Source organism: Paenibacillus sp. KS1 (genome assembly GCF_001680695.1).
In the GTDB taxonomy this organism is placed as follows: Bacteria; Bacillota; Bacilli; order Paenibacillales; family Paenibacillaceae; genus Paenibacillus_B; species Paenibacillus_B suaedae.
Genome location: NZ_MAIS01000002.1, coordinates 26,035 through 49,465, shown reverse-complemented (window position 1 = coordinate 49,465; position 23,431 = coordinate 26,035). Strand labels below are relative to the sequence as shown.

General features: G+C 48.4%; 19 protein-coding genes. 14 read left to right on the top strand and 5 right to left on the bottom strand.

Annotated features, from left to right (window positions below):
• Positions 1-100: 100 nt before the first annotated feature.
• A complete protein-coding gene (locus BBG47_RS01025) occupies positions 101-532 on the top strand; it encodes an ArsR/SmtB family transcription factor (protein WP_065290166.1) in 432 nt (143 codons plus the stop codon).
• Positions 513-2,834, top strand: coding sequence for a heavy metal translocating P-type ATPase (locus BBG47_RS01020; RefSeq protein WP_065290165.1), 2,322 nt, complete (start codon positions 513-515; stop codon positions 2,832-2,834). The genes BBG47_RS01025 and BBG47_RS01020 overlap by 20 nt, the downstream gene beginning before the upstream one ends.
• Before the next feature lie 116 nt (positions 2,835-2,950).
• Here the strand turns inward: BBG47_RS01020 and BBG47_RS01015 are convergent, their stop codons facing one another.
• Positions 2,951-3,370, bottom strand: coding sequence for a GNAT family N-acetyltransferase (locus BBG47_RS01015; RefSeq protein ID WP_254659720.1), 420 nt, complete (start codon positions 3,368-3,370; stop codon positions 2,951-2,953).
• Positions 3,316-3,507: a hypothetical protein gene (locus tag BBG47_RS30575; protein ID WP_254659719.1), complete on the bottom strand. Its 192-nt coding sequence runs from the start codon at positions 3,505-3,507 to the stop codon at positions 3,316-3,318. The genes BBG47_RS01015 and BBG47_RS30575 overlap by 55 nt, the downstream gene beginning before the upstream one ends.
• A gap of 205 nt (positions 3,508-3,712) precedes the next feature.
• On the opposite strand from BBG47_RS30575, the gene BBG47_RS01010 reads away from it, so the two are divergent.
• Complete coding sequence (locus BBG47_RS01010; protein ID WP_065290164.1) at positions 3,713-5,035, top strand: cell wall-binding repeat-containing protein; 1,323 nt, start codon at positions 3,713-3,715, stop codon at positions 5,033-5,035.
• 516 nt (positions 5,036-5,551) lie between these two features.
• Here BBG47_RS01010 and BBG47_RS30570 read toward each other — a convergent pair.
• Complete coding sequence (locus tag BBG47_RS30570; RefSeq protein ID WP_254659718.1) at positions 5,552-5,833, bottom strand: class I SAM-dependent methyltransferase; 282 nt, start codon at positions 5,831-5,833, stop codon at positions 5,552-5,554.
• Positions 5,834-6,090: 257 nt separating this feature from the next.
• Here BBG47_RS30570 and BBG47_RS01000 point away from each other — a divergent pair, with 257 nt between their 5' ends.
• The 4 genes from BBG47_RS01000 (at position 6,091) to BBG47_RS00985 (ending at position 10,618) form a co-directional block, all read left to right on the top strand.
• On the top strand, positions 6,091-6,882 hold the full coding sequence (locus BBG47_RS01000) for a DsbA family protein (protein ID WP_083189018.1): 792 nt from the start codon (positions 6,091-6,093) through the stop codon (positions 6,880-6,882).
• A gap of 78 nt (positions 6,883-6,960) precedes the next feature.
• Entirely contained in the window at positions 6,961-7,377 is a 417-nt protein-coding gene (locus BBG47_RS00995) for a disulfide oxidoreductase (protein WP_021256189.1), read from the top strand.
• Positions 7,378-7,412: 35 nt separating this feature from the next.
• Entirely contained in the window at positions 7,413-8,687 is a 1,275-nt protein-coding gene (locus BBG47_RS00990; RefSeq protein ID WP_083189017.1) for a methyl-accepting chemotaxis protein, read from the top strand.
• A gap of 188 nt (positions 8,688-8,875) precedes the next feature.
• Entirely contained in the window at positions 8,876-10,618 is a 1,743-nt protein-coding gene (locus BBG47_RS00985; protein ID WP_083189016.1) for a glycoside hydrolase family 35 protein, read from the top strand.
• 174 nt (positions 10,619-10,792) lie between these two features.
• On the opposite strand, the gene BBG47_RS00980 is transcribed toward BBG47_RS00985, so the two are convergent.
• Positions 10,793-11,860, bottom strand: coding sequence for an alpha/beta hydrolase (locus BBG47_RS00980; protein ID WP_065290163.1), 1,068 nt, complete (start codon positions 11,858-11,860; stop codon positions 10,793-10,795).
• A gap of 586 nt (positions 11,861-12,446) precedes the next feature.
• Between BBG47_RS00980 and asnB the strand changes: the two genes are divergently transcribed.
• Both asnB and BBG47_RS00970 read left to right on the top strand, forming a co-directional pair.
• On the top strand, positions 12,447-14,297 hold the full coding sequence (gene asnB / locus BBG47_RS00975) for an asparagine synthase (glutamine-hydrolyzing) (RefSeq protein ID WP_021256184.1): 1,851 nt from the start codon (positions 12,447-12,449) through the stop codon (positions 14,295-14,297).
• A 280-nt stretch (positions 14,298-14,577) separates the two neighbouring features.
• Positions 14,578-15,660 (top strand): cohesin domain-containing protein, encoded by a 1,083-nt coding sequence (locus BBG47_RS00970; protein WP_065290162.1) that lies wholly within the window; start codon positions 14,578-14,580, stop codon positions 15,658-15,660.
• A gap of 115 nt (positions 15,661-15,775) precedes the next feature.
• Here the strand turns inward: BBG47_RS00970 and BBG47_RS00965 are convergent, their stop codons facing one another.
• Complete coding sequence (locus BBG47_RS00965; RefSeq protein ID WP_065290161.1) at positions 15,776-17,398, bottom strand: MDR family MFS transporter; 1,623 nt, start codon at positions 17,396-17,398, stop codon at positions 15,776-15,778.
• A gap of 236 nt (positions 17,399-17,634) precedes the next feature.
• On the opposite strand from BBG47_RS00965, the gene BBG47_RS00960 reads away from it, so the two are divergent.
• The 5 genes from BBG47_RS00960 to BBG47_RS00940 all read left to right on the top strand — a co-directional run bounded on the left by BBG47_RS00960 (position 17,635) and on the right by BBG47_RS00940 (position 23,354).
• The gene (locus tag BBG47_RS00960) at positions 17,635-18,561 is read left to right on the top strand and encodes a TetR/AcrR family transcriptional regulator (protein ID WP_065290160.1); all 927 of its coding nucleotides are present in this window, start codon (positions 17,635-17,637) and stop codon (positions 18,559-18,561) included.
• Positions 18,546-19,283, top strand: coding sequence for an energy-coupling factor transporter transmembrane component T (locus BBG47_RS00955; protein WP_065290159.1), 738 nt, complete (start codon positions 18,546-18,548; stop codon positions 19,281-19,283). The genes BBG47_RS00960 and BBG47_RS00955 overlap by 16 nt, the downstream gene beginning before the upstream one ends.
• 170 nt (positions 19,284-19,453) lie before the next feature.
• Entirely contained in the window at positions 19,454-20,047 is a 594-nt protein-coding gene (locus tag BBG47_RS00950; protein WP_065290229.1) for an ECF transporter S component, read from the top strand.
• Positions 20,048-20,069: 22 nt separating this feature from the next.
• A complete protein-coding gene (locus tag BBG47_RS00945) occupies positions 20,070-21,761 on the top strand; it encodes an ATP-binding cassette domain-containing protein (RefSeq protein ID WP_065290158.1) in 1,692 nt (563 codons plus the stop codon).
• Positions 21,762-21,815: 54 nt separating this feature from the next.
• The gene (locus tag BBG47_RS00940) at positions 21,816-23,354 is read left to right on the top strand and encodes an MDR family MFS transporter (RefSeq protein ID WP_065290157.1); all 1,539 of its coding nucleotides are present in this window, start codon (positions 21,816-21,818) and stop codon (positions 23,352-23,354) included.
• Positions 23,355-23,431 lie beyond the last annotated feature (77 nt).

Here is a 23,431-nt window from a genome sequence, read left to right as displayed (position 1 = left end):
TACGATTAAGCAGATAAAACACCTTCAATGCAATCATTCATAATTAACGTGCTTAATCTTCAAGGAAATTAACAACAATATAGGTAATGAGGTGAATGCAATGGTTGCACAACGTTCGACGGACGATCTGGAGAACATCCAATCGCATACGCTCGATAAAGAAGATGTATGTGAAATTGTATGTTATGACGCTGTTAAAATTAATGCTTTAAAGGGTCGGGTTGAAGACAACGAGGTACAGGGTATGGCTCAAATGTTCAAGGCGTTGTCTGATCCGACACGGATGAAGATGGCATGCTTGCTGGATGAAGGGGAAGAGTTGTGCGTATGCGACATGGCGATATTGACAGGCCAATCGATTGCGACAACTTCACATCACTTGCGAGTGATGAAGAATCTAGGCATCGCGAAATCACGCAAGGATGGTAAGAATGTGTTTTACACCTTGAGTGACCATCATATTCGGTTGCTCGTTCGAATGACACTAGAACACTTGAGAGAGGAGCATTGTCATGACGACGCGGAGCACTGAAAAGGCTGATGAACGAATTGCATATCGGGTGCAGGGATTGTCGTGCGGCAACTGCGCTAGGGAAATGGAAGGCGAGATTCGCCGGTTGAAGCATGGCGAGGATGCCACATTAAGCTATAACAGCGGTACACTCAGGATGAGCAAGGACATTGATGTGGCTGCCGTAAAACGGATATTGCGTACAGATGGCGCCAAGCTGGTCGAATCAGGCGGAGGAGCTGTCGCAAGCGCTGCAAGTGCTCCAGTCCAAGGTCACATAAAATGCGCTTGTGACGGTCAGGACCATGAGCATTCCCACGAGGGGCATAGCCATGCAGGACATTCGCATAGTCATTCCCATAGCCACTCAGGTGGCAAGGCGCATCAACATGACCATGGGCATGACCACGGAGCCGAGGGTCATGGACACGATCACAGCCATGGGGATATGAATCGAATGAAGTGGCTGCTGGGCATCTCAGGCTTGCTCTATGTTGCAACATTTATTTTAGATAGCTCGCTGCCGAACGGCGTTCTGATAGGCATGTATCTGCTCGCGATGCTGCTTAGTGGATATGGCACCTTCATGAAGGGACTTCGCAATCTGCTGCGGCTGCGCTTCAATATGGACACTTTGATGACCGTGGCGCTTACCGGGGCAGTTGTTATCGGGGAATGGAAGGAAGCAACACTCGTTGCCATCTTATTCGGATTGAATGAGATGCTGGAAGGTTACGGCATGGAGCGTGCTCGTCAGTCGATGGAAGCTCTGCTGGCAGTAGCTCCGAAGCAGGCAACTGTGCTGCGAGAGGGGCAAAGTATTACCATTCCGATTGAGCAGCTCGTTGCAGGAGACATTGTACTCGTTCGGCCGGGTGAGAAAATTCCTTCAGACGGTACGGTCGTTGAGGGGAACAGTGCTGTAAACGAAGCAGCCATCACTGGTGAATCGCTGCCGGTAGCCAAAGCGGCTAACGATGTTGTATTCGGGGGCAGTGTGAACACGGACGGCATTTTGAAGGTTCGTATTGATAAAGCCTATGAAGATTCCTCTTTGGCGAAGATTCTGCATCTCGTGCAGGAAGCTCAGGATACGAAGACGCCAACAGAGTTGTTCATCGATCGATTCGCTCGTATCTATACGCCAATTATCATGATTATTGCAGCACTAGTAATGCTTGTACCTCCTCTCCTTATGGGTGGAGAGTGGTATAAATGGTTCTATCAAGGGCTTGCTGTTCTTATCGTCGGATGTCCATGTGCACTTATTCTTTCATCGCCAATTGCAATCGTTAGCGGAATTACACGCAACGCTCGCAACGGAATTCTGATCAAGGGCGGCGTCCATTTGGAGCAGCTCGGCAAGATTGAGGCACTGGCTTTTGACAAGACGGGTACGTTGACGAAGGGAGAACCTGCTGTACAAGATGAGGCAATTTATGATGAAGAACGCTTCTATCGCGTAGCTGGTTCCATTGAGCAGGCTTCCCTTCATCCACTTGCGAAAGCTGTTATGCGTCATCTGGAGGCCAAGGGACGTACTTCCTTCGAAGAACCTACGCATAGTGAGACCGTACCGGGAGAAGGCATACGGGCTGAAATCAACGGTGCTGTATACTGGGTAGGCAGCGAACGTGTCATTGATAAGCTGCAAGGCGGTTCGGCTGATCGCGTGCAGCAGGCGCGAGAGGCTGCAGAGCAGATGAAATCACGTGGATTAACCTTGGTAGTGGTTGTGTCTGAACAAGATGGTGAGCCGCTGGGTGTGTTCGGATTGGCCGATGAGATTCGTGAAGAGAGTAAACGGACGATAGCAGCACTGCACGCTGCTGGGGTGAAGCATACGGTCATGCTGACTGGCGACCATGCTCAATCTGCGGAGCAAGTAGCGAAGAACGTAGGCGTGACAGACTGGTTTGCGCAATTGTTGCCACAACAGAAGGTCGACAAGATTAAGGAGCTTGGCAAGAAGTATCCGGTCGCAATGGTGGGTGACGGCATTAACGATGCGCCTGCACTTGCTTCGGCTAGTCTAGGTATTGCGATGGGCAAAGGAACGGACAGTGCCGTTGAGACGGCAGATATCGTCCTGATGCAAGATCATCTTGGCAAGCTGCCAAGCGCCATTCGAATCTCGCATAAGGTCAACCGTATCGTACGCTGGAACATCGGACTTGCACTGGGACTGAAGATCATTGCCCTGCTGCTTACGATTCCAGGTTGGCTGACACTTTGGATTGCCATCCTTTCTGATATGGGAGCAACCATTGTTGTTACCTTGCTTGGTATGACGGTACTCCTTGGACGGGATCGTGAGGAATAACGTGAGAACGTAAGAGATTGTTTCTATTGGAAAAAAGTAAACACCAGAAACCGTATATACCGCCTGTCTTCTCCATTTTCGGAGGGGCAGGCGGTTTTTGTAATTGAGGTTCACTCTTACATGGTTCTGGATGCACGTGAGGCGAAATTCTTCTCAAATAGAAGATAGTTGTTGTCGGTTCTTCCTTGGTACACAAAGCCTGCCCCTCGATAGAACGATTCCAGTGCGGCAACACCAGCAAGGCAGTCGAGCCGGATGCTGTGCTTGTCCGGGAAGTCAATACCGCTCTCGACCCAGTTCAATATGTTACGTCCGAGCCCTTGACCCGCATAATAGCGGTTCACAGCCAGTCGGTGCACATATACAGCATCCTCCAATGAATCATCCCCCCACAGCATACGATCCCAAGGACTTGGCGTTGTTAACAGCATTACCATACCAGCAAGCTGCTCTTCCTGTTTAAACAGGAAGACATCGCCGTTCAAAATTGCGTTTGCAGTCTGGTGAGAGTCTTGTCCCTCAAGCAATGATTCCATTGCGTAGAGCCTTGTTCGTGAAGCCATCGTGCAGTATTATGCAGCAGCGCCATTACGTCCTCCGTGTCAGCTGGAAGTGCGCGAACAACGCGGAGCCCGTTAGGCAATGACTGATTTTGAATCAATCCTTCATTCACAACAATACCCCTCCATTTTTACGCCCTATGTCCATAATAGTTATTCGTGCTAAGGCGGTAATTATATTGAAGCTATTGTATCGCATCCACCTCGATTTTTGCACTGCTGATACGGAACACGGAAGCAGAAGCATTTCTAGAGTAAGAATGGGAACAGTCGGGCATCCTTACAAGATATGGATGGAGCAACTGGAGGTATATGTACATGAATGAGGCATGGATGCCAGCACGGCAGATGAATAACAGGGATACAAGACAGAATAGGGATGCTGCGATGGCTGCGCAGAATGGGAGCATGGGAAATCGAAAATATGTCATGCGAGCGATATGCTGGGGAGTACTATTCTCATGCTTGCTGCTAGCAGGATGTGGATCTACAATGACCGTCTCCTCGGGGGAAGCAGCGTTTTATGCTGGAGAGCCATTGGTTAGTGAACAGGCAGTGCATTCCCCTTGGATCGTAACGAAAAATATGACCCGAATCAATACAGATGATCATGTGAAGGCAGCTGTCACCATATCTCGCACAGTATGGCCTGGGCACATCGATGAGCAGCGACCGAATGGCGTCGTGCTTGTGCCTGATGAGCAGTGGGCGACTGCGATGGCTGCGGCTGATTTGATTCATTTCCCTAACAACGGCCCTCTTCTCTATATCAAGACAGATCGATTGCCAGAGGAGACACGAGCAGAATTGCAGCGCTTGAAGCCTAAGGGAGCTCCTGATAATAAAGGGGTTCAAGTTATCGTTGTAGGCAAGGTAGATGGGGCAGTTATAAATGAAGTCAAGAAGCTCGGATTCAAGATGGACGTTATTGCTGGGGATAAGCCGGCAGAAGTGGCGGCAGCGATTGATGATTATTATGCTAGAGTGAGCAAGGAGCGGCCGATGTCGGTAATAATCGTCTCCTCAGATGAACCAGCTTATGCACTGCCTGCGGTCAATTGGATTGCACATATGCAGGAGCCTGTCTTGTATGTGAATAAGCAGGGAATTCCACAGGCTACGGCTGATGCGCTTGCCAAGCGCCGCAAGAAGGCGGTTATGTATATTCTTGGCTCGGAGAACATTATTCCACGGGAAGTGACCGATGAACTTGCAGTGTTCGGAAGGGTAGAGCGGATTGCTGCTGCGACGCCAGTCGAGCAGGCAATTGCCTTTGCGCAGTATAAGGATAAGAAAACGGGGTTCGGGTGGGGAATAGCCACGTCAGGCCACAATTTCTCCTTCGTGAAGGAAGGAAATGAGTGGCTGGCGATCGCACAAGCCCCTTTCGCGCATCTGGGCAAACATGCCCCGCTGCTCTGGGTACAGCGGGATCAGGTGCCAATGGCAGTGTATGACTATGTGCAGTCGATCAGACCCTATTACGAGCATAGTCCAGTAGAAGGGCCATATAATGCAGCCTGGTTAACAGGAGCGGAAATGTCCGTTGTCCCACGAATTCAAAGTGAGCTGGATGCTTTGCTCGAAATTCAAGCGAGGAGCGGGGCAGGACACGGATTTACGCATCATCACAGTTCGTGATTCAGAATAACGCAGCATGCAAGCTTCCTTCCCCGACGCTCATTGTTTCGGAAGGAAGCTTGTTACATACGGAACGTTAGCTGGATAACGTGCAGGTACACGTTGACATGCTATTCAAGGAGGTTGTTATCTTGCCCTCAGTTGTAACATGCTGGGTGATTTCAAGTTGGTTGAGACGGCTTACTAGCTACAATTCGGAGCCGCTTATAATCGCCAGTCCACTCACCGTTATGATACAGAGCAGGTCGGCATTTTGCTTGAACCAATTCCATAAAGTCTAGAATATCCGCCGATGATAAGGATAAAGTAAAATCATGCGTGAAGGCATGCAGCCAATGGAGCAGACCGTTCTCACCGTCAGTCAATAACGTGGGGCGTTCGAAGTGAATAGCAGAGGTGACTTGAAAGCCGGCCTGCTCAAGAACAGTACTGTATTCGCCAATAGTCGGATAATACCAGGGATGAAGCGGCTTCGGATCGATACTGAAGTGTTGCTCTAGAACCTCCTCGATGGCTCTAATGTCCGGGGCATTCGGTGGTGATATCCATGGGGATGAAGGTGAGGGAGGGATATTTGTTACGTGCCTGCTCAATCATGTTGACGGATTGGTCGATTCCGACTACTCTTGCCCCTGCCTCTGCCATGTTAGCTGCCAAATCGCCCGTCCCGCATCCCACATCAAGAATTCTCTCTCCTGGCTGTGGCGAGAGCCATCCTACTACATCTGTGCCATACTGCGATACGAATTGAAGCTTGCTGTCATACAGTACAGGATTCCAATGATGATCGGTTGACATTAGCAACGCCTCCTCTTTTGTTACCTTCGATAGGATTGATTGTTCCACTGCAAATAGTATGACAGATGGAATGTATATAGGTGAAATATATAATATCTATATGCTTTATAGTTATTAGTTATTAAAAGGCTAGGTTGTTGCTAAGTGATGGCAATCTTTGATAAATAATCTTTCATTTTGCACAAAAGAAATGGAAAAATGGACGGCTTTCCATTACATTTAAGGAAGGTGAAAAAAAGTTAGAAGAGGTGAATAGATTGGGTAAATCTTCAAAATCCAAACGTGCGAAGCAGCCTGGTCAGACTAGACCTTCAACTTCAGCATCCACTGCTGGACAATCCCGGCCAACGTCAGCTTCACGCAGCAATAAAAAACGCAATGACCGCATCTTCATGTTCATGATTCCTGTGGCAATTGTGGTTCTGCTCGGACTTATATTTGTATTGAACAAGCAAGGGGAGCAGATCAAGCAGGATGAGGTCTTGAACAGACCTGCCGTTCAGTTCGATCTGACTGGACAGCCGACACTTGGTTCTACAGAGGCGAAGGTGTCAATTGTCGAATTCGGTGATTATAAATGCCCTGCATGTAAGGACTGGGAAGAAACGGTGTTCCCGCAGTTGAAGAAGGACTTTATCGATACGGGAAAAGTGCGGTTCTCCTTCATCAATTATCCGTTCATCGGCAACTCCTATCTAGCATCGAATGCTGCAGAGGAAGTGTTCCGTCAGAAGCCAGAAGCGTTCTGGCCTTATCATGAGGCAATTTATCATGCGCAGGGCAAAGAGCAAGACAATTGGGTGACAACCCCATTGCTCGTAGACCTAGCCAAGCAGGTGTCGCCAGACATCGATGTAGCGAAGTTGGAAGATGCAATTGAGAAGCAGGCGCACAAAGACGCTATCGCGCAGGATTTGAAGTTAAAGGATCTTGCGAAGGTATCAGGTACGCCATCTGTGTATGTGAATGGCAAAGAGTTTACAGGTCAATGGGACAGCTACAGTGAATTGAAAGCGTTCATCGAGAACGCATTGAATGAAGCGAAATAGCATCTACAGCGAGTATACAAGCGGTAAGTGATTCGTTCGTTAATAGTGTTATTCTTTTAAATCAGGAGGTAATGATATATGTCTGTAATCCGGCGTTATGCATTATATGTTGCTTGGATCATCTCCCTGATTGCAACTTGTGGAAGCTTGTATATGAGTGAACTATTGTTGTGGGAACCGTGCAAATTGTGTTGGGTTCAGCGGATATTCATGTATCCGCTCGTCCTTGTGCTGGGGATTGCCGCATACCGCAATGACCGCAGTATCGTTCGGTATACACTCCCGCTATCGATTATCGGCGGGTCAGTATCAACCTATCATTATTTGCTGCAGAAGGTACCGGGGATGGCAAGCTTAACTCCTTGCCGCTCTGGGGTTCCGTGTAATTACGATTATATGGAAGGCTGGATTACAATTCCGTTGTTGGCGTTTATCGCATTTCTACTCATCACGATTCTGCTGATCATCGCACGCAAAAACGAGCCAGAGGAATAAGGCGTAGGGTTGTCGACGAGGTGGGGGAGAAGGAAATGATGAAATTCGGATTGCAAATGAAAATGGTAGTTGGCATGCTGGTGGTGTCGGGCGTTACCTATGCGACAAGCGGATTTTTCATCTTCGTGCTGAAGCCGTACTTAGCACCGGGAATGAATGAACTGTTGTATGACGGCATCATCTTCATGCTCGGCATATTCTGGACCTGCTTGCTAGGTTGGCTTGCAGCACGCCTTATTGTGAAGCCGATTATTCAATTGACGAAGGCAGCAGACGAGGCGGCGCAGGGAAAGTTGAATGTGAGCCTACCGTCGTACCATTTCCATGATGAGGTCAATGTTCTGATTGCTTCTTTTGGCCAAATGGTACGCAATTTGCAGCATATGATTACGGAAATTAAAAGCAGTGTTGATATTACGACGCAAAATACTTCAACATTAAGCGGTGCCATGACTCAAGCTGCTCACCAGATCGAACAAATCTCCTGCGCGGCTGACGAGATGAATCGTGGAGCGGAGCAGCAGGCGATGTGGACTGCCTCAGCAGCTGAATCGGTGGAACAGATTCACGCCTCAGCTGCTGCCGTTCAGGAAAGAGCGGAAGAGACGGAGCGTATGACTCAAGATATGCTCGGAACGCTTGCAGACAGTGAGGAGATGTTGAAGTCGATCATTGATGGCATGCTGATGGCGGCTGAATCCGGACAAGCCTCGATAGACACGGTACAGCGGCTCAGCGAGCAGGCGGAACAGATTGGAGATATATCGACTACGGTGCGAGAAATTGCTGATCAGACGCATTTGCTTGCCCTGAATGCTTCGATTGAAGCGGCTAGAGCAGGAGAGCATGGTGCTGGATTTGCCGTCATCGCATCCCAAGTTCGGAAGCTGGCGGAGCAGAGTGCTTCTGCGGTGAATAATATTAATGACCGCATCGTTCTGATGCAGTCTCAGGTGGAGCAGGCTGTTCGCTTGATTACGAAGCAAGTCGACATCGTAAGTGTTGAAGCGGCGAAGAAGGATGAAGCTGCAAATGCCCTGAGTGCTATCGCACATGTAACGAAGCAGGCTTCGAAGGCCGTTCATGATATTGCAAGTGAAGTAGAGCAGCAGACAGAGCGCTTCGCAACTACGCTGGAGCAGACACGGAGGATGGCTTCCATTGTCAATGAGATGGCGGAAGGCACTCGTCAGGTAGCGAGTGCGACACAAGAACAGACAGCTGTCATGGAAGAAATGGCTGCCTCCTCTGATGTGCTGCGAGATCAAGCGACTCGTTTGCAGGCGCAGACATCGGCATTTAAGAATTAAAATAGGAAATCACCTAATTAATAGGAATTGAACGTAGACTTGCATCAGCCAAATGGATGCAAGTCTTTTCTTGTGACATTTGTTCATAAACTGGTATGTAAAATACATGTTCATTTGCGGCGGAATTGATATGATGGAGATATAAGTGCTTCACAAATAAACGGTATAAGGCAGGAGGAGAACAAAATTTGACAACGCTTTCATATGAAGGTCAGCAATTTATGCTTCAAGGCAAGCCTACACTGCTTATTTCTGGTGCTGTTCATTATTTCCGCATTGTGCCTGAATACTGGACAGATCGGCTTCGCAAGGTGAAAGCGATGGGCTGCAACTGTGTAGAGACATATATTGCTTGGAACGTGCATGAGCCGCGAGAAGGCCAGTTCAACTTCAAAGGAATGGCTGACATTGCGGAGTTTGTCCGCATTGCAGAGCGTGAAGGTCTGTACGTTATTGTGCGTCCAAGCCCTTACATATGTGCGGAATGGGAGTTCGGGGGGCTGCCGGCTTGGCTGCTGAAGGAAGATATGCGGCTGCGCTGCAGTGATCCTAGATTCCTAGAGAAGGTATCCGCATACTATGATGCCCTTCTCCCGCAATTGAAGCCGCTGCTTGCGACAGCAGGGGGGCCAATTCTTGCCGTGCAAATTGAAAATGAGTATGGCAGCTATGGCAATGATCAGGCTTACTTGCAAGCTTTGCGCGGCATGTTGGTAGAACGTGGCATCGATGTCCTATTATTCACTTCAGATGGTCCTGGTGATGATATGCTGCAGGGTGGGATGGCCGATGGCGTGTTGGCGACCGTCAACTTTGGTTCGAGACCGAAGGAAGCGTTCGACAAGCTGAAACAGTATCAGCCAGATGCTCCGCTTATGTGTATGGAATATTGGAACGGTTGGTTCGATCACTGGTTCGAAGAGCATCATACGCGCAGCGCAGAAGATGCAGCGCAGGTGCTGGATGAGATGCTGGGAATGGGCGCCTCGGTGAACTTCTATATGCTGCATGGGGGTACGAACTTCGGATTTGGCAGTGGAGCTAATCACGGGGGACGCTTCGAGCCAACGGTAACCAGCTATGACTATGATAGTGCGATTAGTGAAGCAGGAGATATTACACCGAAGTATCGGTTATTCCGAGAGGTAATCGGTAAGTATGTATCGCTGCCTGAAGGTGACCTGCCTGAGAATACGCCTAAGACAGCGTACGGTGAAGTCACAGTGAACCGAGCTGTGAAGCTGTTCGATACGCTTGCGTCTATGACGGATGTGAAGATGAGTATATGTCCGGAGCCAATGGAAATGTATGATCAGAATAATGGCTTTATCTTGTATTCCACTCAAGTGTCTGGCCCACGCACAGAATGCACGCTGACGATTCAGGATGTTCACGATCGTGCTCATGTATTCTTGGATCAGAAGCTAATCGGCATAGTGGAGCGCTGGGATCCCCAGAAGCTAGCAGTGACGATTCCAGAGGGTGGAGCGCGGCTTGATATTTTTGTAGAAAATATGGGGCGTGTCAACTATGGATCAGAGCTGTATGATCGTAAAGGGATTACGCATGGCGTTCGATTGAATGGGCAATTTCTGTTCCATTGGGAAGTGCGCAGTTTGGAGCTGGAGAATCTGAATGGCTTGCAATTCAAAACAGCTGATTCTGGGTTGGAGGGAGAGCAGCCGGCATTCTACGAGGCTACGCTATCGATTCAAGAGCAGCCGCAGGATACATTTCTTCGCTTGGATGGATGGAAGAAGGGTGTAGTGTTCGTAAATGGCTTCAATCTTGGACGTTACTGGGAAGTTGGTCCTCAGCAGACACTCTATGTTCCAGCACCAATACTCCGCCAAGGAGAAAACCAAATTGTCGTATTTGAGCTGCACACACCGGGGGACAAGCTTACTTTTGAAGCGGTTCCGTCCTTATAATGTCATATGTAGATTGTAAGAAATACAGAGCAGCCTTTCTCCTCCGAGAAGGGCTGCTCTACTTATTTTGCTTCACAGCAAGGCTGATAAAAAATAATTGCCATTCGAACAGCACAACATGTTGTGTTGGCGTGTGAATAAGGTTAATTACGCGCCTAAGCCGATCAAAGTTAATCAAATGACCGGAAGCATGTTGTCGGCTTCAGCAGGAACGAGATCAGGGATAAGATCGATTCCGGGTTCCAGTACGGGACTAGGTTCTTCTACCACTTCGACTGTATCTTGAACGGCATCGGACAATGGTTCTGCCACTTCTTCATGATTTGGAGATCCAACGGTTGTCTGTATGAACGTTGTTACTCCTTGCCGGTAGCGTTCTTGATCAACGGAATAAGCGGTACCATGCCCGGCTCCCTCAATGAGGATCAAGGAAGATGTATCATGCTTCGCTTCATGCAGTTGCTCACTCATCCATGTCGGCACGAAACGATCCTCCTTGCCATGAATGAATAAGACGGGGAGGGGGCACGTCTTCATAATTCGTAATGGGCTTACTTGCTCCATGCGGAATCCAGCCTTGCGCAGAAGCAATCGATTAATGAGTGCCATAGTAGGCCATGCAGGCATTTGATTCAGCTTCGTTACTTGATAATGAATGAGCTGTGTCAAATCGGAGTAGGGGCAGTCAGCCACAATGAATTGTACCTGTGGCCTGCGGATTGCTGCGTATTCGAGCACGGTTCCCCCACCAAGCGATTGACCATGCAATCCAATGATGCAATCCTTCCCCTTCCGTTCAACAATCCAGTCCACCCACATTTGCACATCGTATTTTTCTTTGTAGCCAAAGGTTGTGTACTTGCCTTCACTCTGACCATGCCTGCGCTGATCAATAAGTAGTACATTAAAGCCTTGCTCGGTGAACATATCCATAAATTGAGCTGACCAAGGAAGAGCTCCTGTATAGCCGTGAACAATTAGCGCAATCCGGCGTGAATTCGGAAATTTCTCCATATAATAGCCGTGCAGCTTAATGCCATCATGGCTTCGGATAGTGACTTCTTCTTTGCGGCAAGCTTCAAATTGTTCACGAGTGAAGACCCCCTGCTGTTCAAGCATCTCCAGACAGCGCTCGTAGGTGGAACATTTGGAGCGTGTCATATAGTGAACAGCATAATGGGGAATGAGCCAAGCAGACAGTAACAAAAAGATAATAATGCCAAATGCAATCGGTGTCAGCATTGCTGTCAGACCTCCAATCACGTATACATTAGTCAAGCATGTTGTCCGCGGATACGGATTAGGATGTGCAGATTGCTGTCGATTTAACCGGACTCCAAGCAACCATCGCAAGTAATGCTTACAGTACTGAAGCATTGACCACATAGCTAAGGAAAGATTCTTGTCATGCCTGAACGGGTAATGGGCTTACCAATATAGACTATGACCATATATACCTGTATGTGAAGTGGTATGAATTGCAAGAGCAGGATGGATTGGATTTCGGAGCCATTGTCCGTTACAATGGAACGGGGTAAGAGAAAGAACGAACTCGAGGGTCGAATAACATTCCGAAGCGGGATTATATACATAAGAAAGCTTGAACAATGCGGCAATACAAATGGCTGCAGGCTGATTATTCGTACTTTCATGAACATTACACACAGAAATGCCGCTGATTTAGCTGCAAGCCTGTGTCACATTTCGTCAAAAACGTTTATAATGATTGCATAGACAAGCCCCGCCTCTGCGGGGTGTTGCCTTGTTCTGAGCGGGAACTGAGTACGTTCTACGCCATATGCAACGAGCGAAAGGATTTGGAACAATTATGTGTGGCATTGCTGGTATATATCATTTTCATGATCAACAACCTTCTGAACAAGTAGTACGCTCGATGATGGACTTGATCCACCATCGCGGACCGAATGACGCGAAGCTGTGGATTGGCGATCGTGTTGGACTAGGCTTCCGCCGTCTGTCCATTATCGATGTCGCAGTTGGAGCGCAGCCGCTCAGCAACGAGGATGATTCAATTTGGATTATTTTCAACGGAGAGATATACAATTATCAAGAGCTGCGTGAAGATTTGATCCATCGCGGGCACCAATTCAAGACACATACGGATACAGAAGTAATTATTCATCTGTACGAAGAGCATGGTTCGAAGTGTGTGCATCATCTTCGCGGTATGTTTGGCTTCGCCATCTGGGATCGCAACAAGCAGGAGCTGTTTATTGCGCGTGACCATTTCGGGATTAAGCCTGTATATTATTATCAAAATGACGAGATGTTCGTCTTTGGTTCGGAAATTAAAAGCTTGCTGGCGGTTCCAGGTGTTCAACGCCAAGTGAACATGAACAGCTTCTATAATTATTTAACATTCCAATACGTACCTGATCCGAACACGATGTATCAAGGGATTCATAAGCTGCCACCTGCGCACTCTATCACAATCCCGTTCGGCGGGAAGCCGATCATTGAGAAGTATTGGGATCCAATGTTCGAGCCTGTGGATCGTCCATTGACACAAATTATCGAGGAAATTCGCGATGTCATGCGCGACTCCGTAGAGCACCATCTTCATAGTGAAGTGGAGCGCGGCTGCTTCCTCTCCAGTGGGATTGACTCGACGATTACATCTACTTTGATGCGTTCGATGGAACCGATCAAGACATTTAGTGTCGGCTTCGAAGGTGCGAACAATGAGACAATTATTGCTCGGGATACGGCTAGACAGCTGGATACGGAGCATTATGATCGCATGATTACACAGGAGATGTACTTCGACGCAGTACCGCGGGCGATCTGGCACTTGGACGAGCCAGTAGCGGATCCATCCGCGATTGCTTTGTATGAGGTTGCTCGCTTAGCGAAAGAGCATGTCACAGTCGTATTGTCAGGTGAGGGCGCGGATGAATTGTTCGGTGGATACCGCATATATCGCGAACCGCATTCCCTTCGTTATCTGTCATGGATGCCTGAAGGCATGCAGCGTGCGATGCATAAGATGGTGCAGTCCGTTCCGTTCAACTTCTACGGCAAGAACTACTTGCTTCGTGGAACGACGCCGCTTGAAGAACGCTTCCTCGGCAACGCGAACATTATGACGGATGATGCGAAGGTAGAACTGCTGCGTGCGACACAGTCCGAGATTGCTGACTTCACGAAGCCGTTTGATATCGCACGCACCTATTATGACCGTACACGCCACCTGGATCCTGTATCGCGGATGCAGTATATCGATATGAATCTGTGGATGCCTGGCGACATCCTGATGAAGGCGGATAAGCTGACGATGGCGCATTCGCTTGAACTGCGCGTTCCGTTCTTGGATCGCAAAGTATTCGACGTGGCCCGCAGCATCCCAGCCCATTACCGCATTGCAGACGGTACGACGAAATATGCGCTTCGCAAAGCGATGCAGGGCATTATCCCAGATTCGGTATTGAACCGTCCGAAGCTTGGCTTCCCGGTACCAATGCGCGACTGGCTGCGCACGGAACGTGCAAACATCATGTGGGAAGAGTTGTCCGCAAGCGGTATTGACCACCTCGTCAATTTGACGGCTGTTGAAGATATGTTCCGCCGTCACAAGAATGGACAAGGAGATTACTCCCGCAAGATTTGGACATTGCATGTGTTCGCCCTCTGGCACCGCACATACATGAAACAGCAATAAAATAGTGGATTTAGATAAGCAGCTCCTTAAGCAGGGGCTGCTTTTTTTGCGTCCAGTTGAAACTGGGAAAATGCAGGATATTGTAATTCCGATTAGGCAGCATGCATCACATCTCATCTCATGAAATCAACTAATAGGCTCATTAATGAAGAACGCGATTATTATCGAAAAAGGGAGAATTTTGAACGTTAGCTGACAGGTTTAACAAAACTTGTTTGGGATTATTTTCATATCCCCATTACAATCAGAGTGAATCTATAAAAATTGGAGGTTATGAATCATGCGCAATAAGTTTGTCCCGTCTATAATCATGGGACTCGTATTCCTATTAGTATTTTCAGTCTCGACAGCATTTGGAGCAAGCAGCATAGGTGATCCATCCTATAATCCAGACTACGGCTGGAAGCGTTACACCCAGTATTCTTCCGAAATTATGTATAGCGGAAATTGGTGGAATAGTGGTAATGCGAAACAAACCAGCTCCAGAAGCGCTTCAGTAAAGTTCAACTTTGTCGGCAGCTCGGTTCGCCTCATCGCACAAAATTATGGATATGGCTCCTATGATATATCCGATAACATTACAGTTATTGTTGATAAAAAACCTTACACCACGATTTCAATGAGAAATATTCCTTCTGATTACTACAATCCACGTCTGGCTTATGAATTGACAGGATTATCGAATAGCGAGCACAGTATTGAATTTATCAACCAGACCGATAAGCTTATGTTCGTCAGCGCCGTGGATGTACCATCTGACGGGCAATTGCGCCCATACAATCCAGACGCCGTGTATACGCCGAAAGTGAGCGTAACTTCTGTGACGTATACCGTGTACTTGAATCAAACGTTTGACGTGCAAATTAAGCTTGATAATGTCAAAAATATTTATGCAGAAGATGTCAGCTTAACCTATGACAAAACGCGTTTCGAGCTCGTTGATGCATACGCTGATAATAAGCTGATGATCATTCATCAGAAAGATTCCGATGTGCTCCGCTTCATTACAGCAAGTAAAGGGCGCTATAATGGTATTAATGGCAGCAGCGTATTGTTGAATTTGAAGTTCCGAGCTACTAATTTAGGACGAGGCAAGGTTGATGTTGTAAAAGCAGTTGTTGCGGATAACGGACAGAATGAAGTAAATGTAGCTCGCGAGAACATGAACTCTTGGGCGTTCACGGTGGTAGGAAGCCCTGAGTTCAGCTTGAAGCATATCGGTAAGCTTGCCTATCACTATCAAGAGGACAAGTCAGTATTGCCAAGCAATATTCAAAATGTCGTGGGCGACAACGGCCCAATTGAGCAAGTTGACCTGAAACAACTGGTCAAATCAGTGTTGTCCAACCCTTTGTATAATTAGTATCCATATAGAAACAAACGTTGTATCAAAATGCTAAAAAAGCAGCGAGCCTATTCCACGAAGGGAACGGCTTGCTGCTTTTCCTTTGTTGCATCTATTCGCCGGTAGGCGAGTATTAATTCGAAGAAGCTTGTGGCTGTGTCATTGTATCGTCAGAGCCCTCGCCTGGCTTGCGCTTCTGCATCGCCTCACGGGAGATACGTCCGTTGCCGATCAGCAATGCAACGAAGATACCGACCACGATGAAGCCGAGACCTGTCAAGAAGACAGTGGAGAAGGAAGCAGACCAAGCATCCTTGATCGTATTCAGCACGTTCACTTTCAAGTCCTCAGGAAGCTGTTTCAGCAAATCGCTGTTAATCAGCAACTGATACAGTGTATTGGAATCTGTGCCGGTCTTACTCAGAACGGCTTGCGTTCCTGGATCAGCACTAGCTGTTGCATTCGCAATATTTGTTGCAATAACGCTGTTCATAATAACGTTGAACAAGGTTGCCCCGATCGTCGATCCGATAGAGCGGAAGAACGTCGTAGCGGAAGTGACTGTACCCAGCTTTTCGCGTGGAAATGCATTCTGTACAACCAGCGTAATAATTGGCATAACCATACCGATACCGAAGCCAAGTACAACCATGAACGAATAAGCTATCCAAGTTGAAGTGCTGACACCCATTGTACTCATGAGCCAGAAACCGATGGACGTAATGATCATGCCCATCGTCATAACCGCACGATAACGCATGCGCAGAACCAGCTGTCCAGCCAAGATGCTTGCAATAATCAAGGCAATCATCATTGGTGTCATCGTGGAGCCTGCTTGCGTCGGTGTTACGCCAAGCACCCCTTGCATGAACATTGGCACGAACATAATGGCACCGAACATGCCAAGACCAACGAGGAAGCCGAGTGCTACAGATACGTTGAAGATACGGCTCTTGAAGAGTGACATATCAATTATTGGTTCTTCTGCTCTGTGTTCAACGAAGACAAACAGAACGAAGAGCACCAATGCACCAGCAAACACGAGAATGCTTGTTGGAGAATCCCATGCATACTTGTTATGGTCGAGCGACAGCCCAAGCAGCAATAAGACGATACCCGGGATAAGAGTGAAAATTCCGAGCCAGTCGATCGAGATTTTTTTGCTCTTGTCTCGAGGCTCATCAATTGATTTCATGCCAATAAAGATTAAGATCGTTGACAATAAACCGAACGGAACATTAATAAGGAAAATCCAGTGCCAGCTGATATTATCAACAATAAATCCGCCAAAGAACGGACCGATGACGGAACTAAGACCGAAGATGGCCCCGAATACCCCTTGCCACTTGGCGCGTTCCTGCGGACTGAACATCATTCCAATAATCGTCTGGGACATCGGCATCAGCATACCGCCGCCGATACCTTGGATCGCCCGGTAAATAATTAACTGCTCCATATTCACTGCCGTTGCGCATAAGCCTGAACCAACAACGAAGATAAGCCATCCAGTCAGGTAGATGAATCGGCTTCCGAACAAATCCGCTAATTTCCCGGCAAGCGGGATGACTGCTGTAGAGCAGATCATATAAGCGGTTGTTACCCAAGCGAAGATGGCGAACCCATTGAGATCCTTAATTATCGTTGGCATGGCCGTGCCGACGATCGTCTGCTCCAGGGAACTGAAGAACATCCCCATAATCAGACCGAATAGTACCATATTGCGGCGAGATGCCGTATGGTCTTTCACTGTGGCCATTTATTAATCACCTTTCTTTCATGCTCGTTTATATGTTGTGTGAACGACTGACCTTCGGGTCAAAAAATAGCATGTTGATACTATAATCCCGATTGACCGCGAAGTCAATTGTTTTGGAACTAAAATATTTTTCATCATATTATGTTTGTGGTATGGTAGGAATAACGTAACAAACGATGCTGACTAGGCGGTCAAAAAGGGCTGAACCGAAAGTCATGACATACGGAGGACGGAACATGGAAGAGAAAAAACGTCTCATCATGGAAACAGCGCTCTCGCTGTTCGCTGAAAAGGGTTATCATGAAACCTCGATTCAAGAAATTGCAGAACGTATCGGAATTGCCAAGGGCTCAGTCTATTCCTTCTTTCGTTCGAAGGAAGAAATATTGTTCACAATATTCGACCATTATCATCAGATGATGTATGAATTAGCGCGGGATACACTCGCTGACAATTTGCCGGCTCGCCAGAAGCTGAACAAGCTCATTCACATTTCTCTGGAGCAGTTCGGCAGATTCAAGTTGTTCCTTACCCTGCAGCGTAAAGAAGCACACCTATATAAAAAGCGGGAAATTCGAGATATGGTATTCGATTTCCGTGCAAAGCGCTTCTTTACCTTCCGCCAAGTGGTTGCTGAAGTTTACGGTCAGGAAGCGGAACCTTATTGGATGGACTTAGCGACAATTATTAGTGGTATGACCATTGAGTTCATGAGTTATGCGACATTTGACCGGAAAAATGTGGATTTTGATCAAGTGTGCACCTTTATTGTGAATGTTCTGGATGCGACTGCGGAGTCACTTGTTCGCAAGAATGCCGAGCCTGTACTTACCATGGCGCTTATGAATGATTTTATGCGTTCCGGACACGTAAGCATGTCCAACTCGCAGCAACAATTGCTGGATCAAGTGTGGCTGCTGAAGGATGCAGTGATGAGTGCGCCGTTCAGCTTGAAGCAGCGTGAGGAAGCGGAGCAAGCGTACACAGCTCTAGAGTCAGAGATATTAAGGGGAAGCGGCAAAACGGTAAATGCGAGAGCAATGGCACTGTTCCTCTGCTCGATGCCGGACGATCCAATTGAGCAGGCGGCCAAGCGGATTCTAACCTTGCTGGAGCACACTTGCGAGTCAGAAGGGGATGAACGAACATGCAAGCGTGGCTGAACAGAATTGATCCGATCACGAAGGGGATATGGCTGTTCGGCAGCGGTCTTGCCGTTATGATGAGCATGAAGCTGAATTGGCAGTTGGGTTGGTTCTTATCCCTGCTTATCATCGGAGTGACAGGAGCGGGGTGGTCAGGTGCGCGATGGAGAACGGTGCTCATTCTGCTGCTTGGCTTCGCACTGCCGCTCTTTCTATTCCAGTGCCTAGTCCTGCCGGGTACCAAGATTCGGCTTACGATTCTCGGATTGAATCTGACCGAGGAAGCGTGCCGTACTTCACTCACGCTGACGCTGCGTGCATTGACGATGTTCCTGTCATCATTGCTATACGCTACGACTACAGAGCCGCGTGATGTTGTCACGGCGTTGTCCCATCATCTAAGGCTGCCGAATCGCTTCGCGTTCGCCGTTGCCATCGCGCTGCGCTTTGTCCCTCTTCTCGCTGAAGAAGCGCGCAATATTCGTGAGGCACAGCGGATGCGTCAGCTTACCGCGCCACAGGGGATTGGTGAGCGAGTGCGTCTAGCGGGGCAATACGTCGCTGCGGTTACGTCCAGTGCGATGCGCCACGTTCAAAATGTAGCGACAGCAATGGAAGTGAAGCAATTCGGGGCAAGCATTGCTCGAACGTCATGGAGAACTTTGCGTTTTACTGCGCTTGGGATCAGCTTTGCGACTGCGACTGTAGGAGCTATGACTGCGACAATTCTTTTGGGTTAACAATAATCGCACACAATGTTGATAGATTTGACTTGCATTTCCATGCTATCCCTTGTAACGTTAATGGTAGTTCGTGTGTTCTTGGTTAACATATACCAGTATCACAACGTTACATAAGTAGAAGAATTGGGGATGAGTCATCTATGAGAATGGGAAATGGAACAACTACAATGAACGAATCTCGTTTCTCTCTCCGTTCCCTTACACTAGCGGACTGGGTGCTGATGGCATTGCTTGCAGCTGCAAATGGTGTAATGACGACCGGGTTATCTTGGGTAAATAAGCTGCTGCACTCTGTTGGCGGACCGATGCTAACATCAACGATTGTCGGCTTGTACATGATATATGGTCTGCTTGCGATATATGTTATCCGTAAGCCAGGGGCAGCGTTGGTAACATATTCGCTTGGCGCTTGTGTACAAATCTTAATGGGAAGCGCATACGGGGCTTGGTCCTGTATTGCTGCGGCATTATGCTATGCGGTTGTGATTGAACCGTTGTTTTATGTATTCCGTTACCGTCAATACAATTGGTTCACCATGCTGTTCGTAGGTACAGCAGCAGTACCGCTGTGGTTTGTGGTTTCGGCCTTTATGTTCGGTTATATCCACTATGAGATGTGGGTACTTATTGCAACCTTAATTATCCGCTGTATAAGCGGGATGCTGCTGTGCGGTGCTCTAACCAAGATGATTGGGGATCGGATTGCTTCTACAAGAGCAATGCGCCCATTCGCACTAGGAAGAGAGTCACGCGGGCAGTAGTATGGTAGGGGGCCAGTTTAATATGAGAATCCTACAATCTAAGGAGGTCATGCGCGCTGAGCGTGTGGCCTTTACTTATTTTGGCGAGTCTGAACCAGTATTGCAGCCATGCAGCTTCTGTATCAAGTCTGGATCTGTTGTGCTGCTGGCAGGGGGAAATGGGAGCGGCAAGACAACGCTCCTCAAGCTGATGGCCGGTGCAATGCAGTCGCATGAAGGCCAGCAGCAAGGTGAATTGAGCTGCGGCATGGTGCAGGATGGACAGGCGCCAATCAGGGGCTTCATCCTGCAGGAGGCCAAGGAGCAGTTTGTGATTGGTACGGTTGAGGATGAGTTAGCCTTCGCACCCGAGAATCTTGGCCTGCCACGAGAGGTCATCCATAGTAGAGTAGAAGAGCAGCTTGATAAGGCTGATTTGCGTCAACTGCGCTTGCGTCAGGTTCAGCAGTTGTCAGGAGGCGAACAGCAACGTACAGCTGTTGCTTCTGTATTGACGATGGAGCCGGATGTGCTGCTTATTGATGACGCGTGGAGTCAGATGGATAAGGAATCTCGACGCCGTCTGTTAGAGCAGCTTCAAGCTTGGCATAGTCAGGGTAGGACGATAGTATTAGCCGCATCGCGCCTAGACGAGCTGTCAGACGAGTGGCAGCATGGCTGGATACAAGATGCACAGCTTCTTCTGTTGCATAATGGGAGAATGGTGTATGATGGAAAGATGCCTGTATATCCCGCAAGGGATGGTTTGAACGGTCTATCCCGTCCGAAGGACGAGCTTCGCTGCTTGGAGCTCTGTTATGAGGCAGGCATTATACCTCCGAAGTGGGAAGGGAACGCTGAGACAACTATTATGTCCATGCAGGTGCCAGCCACTGTAAAACAAGGAAGTGCTGGAGACGATGCTGCTGTACGAGCAGAGTGTGCTGGGGGCGAGTGTAGTAGAATACTCGAAGAAGAAGTCCTTCTGCACTTATCGAAGGTGAGCTATCGGTATCATCCTATTGCTCATCGTGATCAGAAGCGTCGGCAGACAGAGGACGCGCTTCATAATGTTACCTTCCAGCTTAAGGCAGGGCGATGTATGCTGCTGACGGGCAAGAACGGGTCGGGGAAGTCAACCTTGTTCCGCCTTATAACCGGCGGCTTGTCGAAGCGCTCCGGCAGCATGGAAGGTGAATGGTGGATTGCAGGCCAATTGGGGCAGAAGCTGCGATCCTGTGAAGTGGCAAGACTTATTGGATTCACAGCACAGCAGCCCGAATCGGGCTTCTTTGCAGCGTCCGTGCAAGAGGAACTGCGAGATGCTCTCCATGCAGCGAATCAATGCGGGCGATTGCGCCTAGAAGGACAGTCTTGGGAAGGCCACGCTGTCTATACGCATGAACAGGTGGAACGGGAAGTGGAGTCTCGCTTGCAGCAATATTGTCTATGGGAAGTGAAGCATCTGCATCCGCATGATATGCCAACTGGATTGAAGCGGCTGCTCAGTCTAGCAATTGCTTCCGCGCACGAACCTGAAGTCATTCTGCTAGACGAGCCGACAGCCTCCTTGGATGCGGTACATGCAGCCTTCGTTCGCGACTGGTGTCTGCGCCAAGCGGAACAGGGATGCGCGTTGATTGTTGCCACACATGATCGTATGTGGGAAGAGGTAGAGCACCCGCGATTGATGCATGCTAATATGGATCGGGGCTCACTGCACATCAATTTATAGTGAATCATGAGCTGCGGAAGCTGTACGAGATTTAGGAACGAAGGAAGGGTATTTATGGGGAACGAGGCTTCTATGCAAGCTGGACGAAGCCGCAAGCTTGTCACACTTGCACTACTATTGTCGACCTTTCTGGCGGCAATCGAGGTAACAGTAGTAAGTACAGCAATGCCGAAGATTGTTGCAGATTTAGGCGGATTATCCTTGATTAGCTGGGTATATGCCGCTTATTTGCTTACTACGGCAATCTCAACACCATTGTTCGGGAAGATGGCTGATTTATATGGCCGTAAGAACATATTTATTATCGGCTCCGCTCTGTTTGTAGGGGGATCGATGCTGTGCGGTCTGTCGGGCACCATGACGCAGATGATTATATTCCGTGCCCTTCAAGGAATCGGAGCAGGCGCTGTAATGCCTGTCACCTTCACGATGGTAGCGGATATTTACACATACGAGGAACGGGCCAAGATTCAAGGCTTATTCAGCTCTATTTGGGGAATTGCTGGGTTGGTCGGGCCGTTAGTCGGCGGGTTCTTCGTCGATTCATTATCATGGCACTGGATATTCTACTTCAATGTGCCGTTCGGCATCGTGTCAGTATGGATGATCATGGTGTGCTTCCATGAGAAGGTGGAGCGCAAGGACAAGCCTGTCGACTATGCGGGGGCAGCGACATTCTCCATCGGGATGACCGCATTCTTGTTCGCGATTACTACAGGCGGTCAGGGGATCGCGTGGAATTCTCCATGGATGTTCGCACTGTTTGGGATTGCGGCTGTGTTCCTTGCTCTCTTCTTCCGGATCGAAGTGAAGGCGAAGGAACCGATGGTGCCGCTCAAGTTGTTCCGGATTCGCGACATCGGGGTGTCGAACCTTGTCAGCTTCCTTGCAAGTGCAATCGTGATGGGGATCAGCTCCTATATGCCGCTTTGGACACAAGGTGTACTAGGGCATAATGCCTCCAGCTCAGGCCTGGCACTGACCCCAATGTCAATTGGATGGTTGATCGGCTCGATTATAGGCGGCCGCATGCTAATTAAGATAGGGGCACGCGTGACATCGACGCTAGGGATGATATTGATAGTGATCGCTTCCATATGGCTAGCGACGATTTCGGGTACAACCCCGCTTATTATGATCGTAATCATTATGTCATTGTCAGGCCTAGGTTTCGGCCTGTCATTCACGGTATTTACAGTCATTGTCCAGTCTTCTGTTGATTGGAGCATGAGAGGTGCTTCAACAGCATTGAACACGTTCGTACGGTCGTTGGGGCAGATGCTTGGCATTGCCGCGTTCGGGACATTCTTAAATGCGAGCATTGCATCGATGGTATCAGATGCAGGGCCTGACGTATCCTCGCGTGTCTCGAATGAGGATCTGAGCAAGCTGTTGAACCCAGAAAGTGCAAGCTCGCTGTCGCCTGATTTAATGGGAACACTGCGTTCTTTCCTAGAGACAGGGTTAGGGCAGGTCTTCCTGCTAATGGCTATTATCGCGGTCGCGTGCTTAGTATGTATGTTGTTCATGCCTAAGTCGACAAATTCCGGGAAATCATCCGGTCAGGATGAAGCTTCTTCTCCATCTCATTAAAGACAGTTGTACTGATACTTCTTTACGTAACTTGACTAAAAACACTAGATACTCAGGTCGTTTTTCCGGCAGTAGGA

Excerpts from the sequence above, each read along its gene's own strand:
- asnB (WP_021256184.1), top strand. The coding sequence starts at position 12,447 with ATGTGTGGCATTGCTGGTATATATCATTTTCATGATCAACAACCTTCT.
- BBG47_RS30570 (WP_254659718.1), bottom strand. The coding sequence starts at position 5,833 with ATGTCAACCGATCATCATTGGAATCCTGTACTGTATGACAGCAAGCTT.
- BBG47_RS00990 (WP_083189017.1), top strand. The coding sequence starts at position 7,413 with ATGATGAAATTCGGATTGCAAATGAAAATGGTAGTTGGCATGCTGGTG.
- BBG47_RS00995 (WP_021256189.1), top strand. The coding sequence starts at position 6,961 with ATGTCTGTAATCCGGCGTTATGCATTATATGTTGCTTGGATCATCTCC.
- BBG47_RS00955 (WP_065290159.1), top strand. The coding sequence starts at position 18,546 with ATGCAAGCGTGGCTGAACAGAATTGATCCGATCACGAAGGGGATATGG.
- BBG47_RS00940 (WP_065290157.1), top strand. The coding sequence starts at position 21,816 with ATGGGGAACGAGGCTTCTATGCAAGCTGGACGAAGCCGCAAGCTTGTC.
- BBG47_RS00950 (WP_065290229.1), top strand. The coding sequence starts at position 19,454 with ATGAACGAATCTCGTTTCTCTCTCCGTTCCCTTACACTAGCGGACTGG.
- BBG47_RS00960 (WP_065290160.1), top strand. The coding sequence starts at position 17,635 with ATGGAAGAGAAAAAACGTCTCATCATGGAAACAGCGCTCTCGCTGTTC.
- BBG47_RS00980 (WP_065290163.1), bottom strand. The coding sequence starts at position 11,860 with ATGCTGACACCGATTGCATTTGGCATTATTATCTTTTTGTTACTGTCT.
- BBG47_RS01010 (WP_065290164.1), top strand. The coding sequence starts at position 3,713 with ATGAATGAGGCATGGATGCCAGCACGGCAGATGAATAACAGGGATACA.
- BBG47_RS01020 (WP_065290165.1), top strand. The coding sequence starts at position 513 with ATGACGACGCGGAGCACTGAAAAGGCTGATGAACGAATTGCATATCGG.
- BBG47_RS00945 (WP_065290158.1), top strand. The coding sequence starts at position 20,070 with ATGAGAATCCTACAATCTAAGGAGGTCATGCGCGCTGAGCGTGTGGCC.
- BBG47_RS00970 (WP_065290162.1), top strand. The coding sequence starts at position 14,578 with ATGCGCAATAAGTTTGTCCCGTCTATAATCATGGGACTCGTATTCCTA.
- BBG47_RS01015 (WP_254659720.1), bottom strand. The coding sequence starts at position 3,370 with ATGGAATCATTGCTTGAGGGACAAGACTCTCACCAGACTGCAAACGCA.
- BBG47_RS00965 (WP_065290161.1), bottom strand. The coding sequence starts at position 17,398 with ATGGCCACAGTGAAAGACCATACGGCATCTCGCCGCAATATGGTACTA.
- BBG47_RS01025 (WP_065290166.1), top strand. The coding sequence starts at position 101 with ATGGTTGCACAACGTTCGACGGACGATCTGGAGAACATCCAATCGCAT.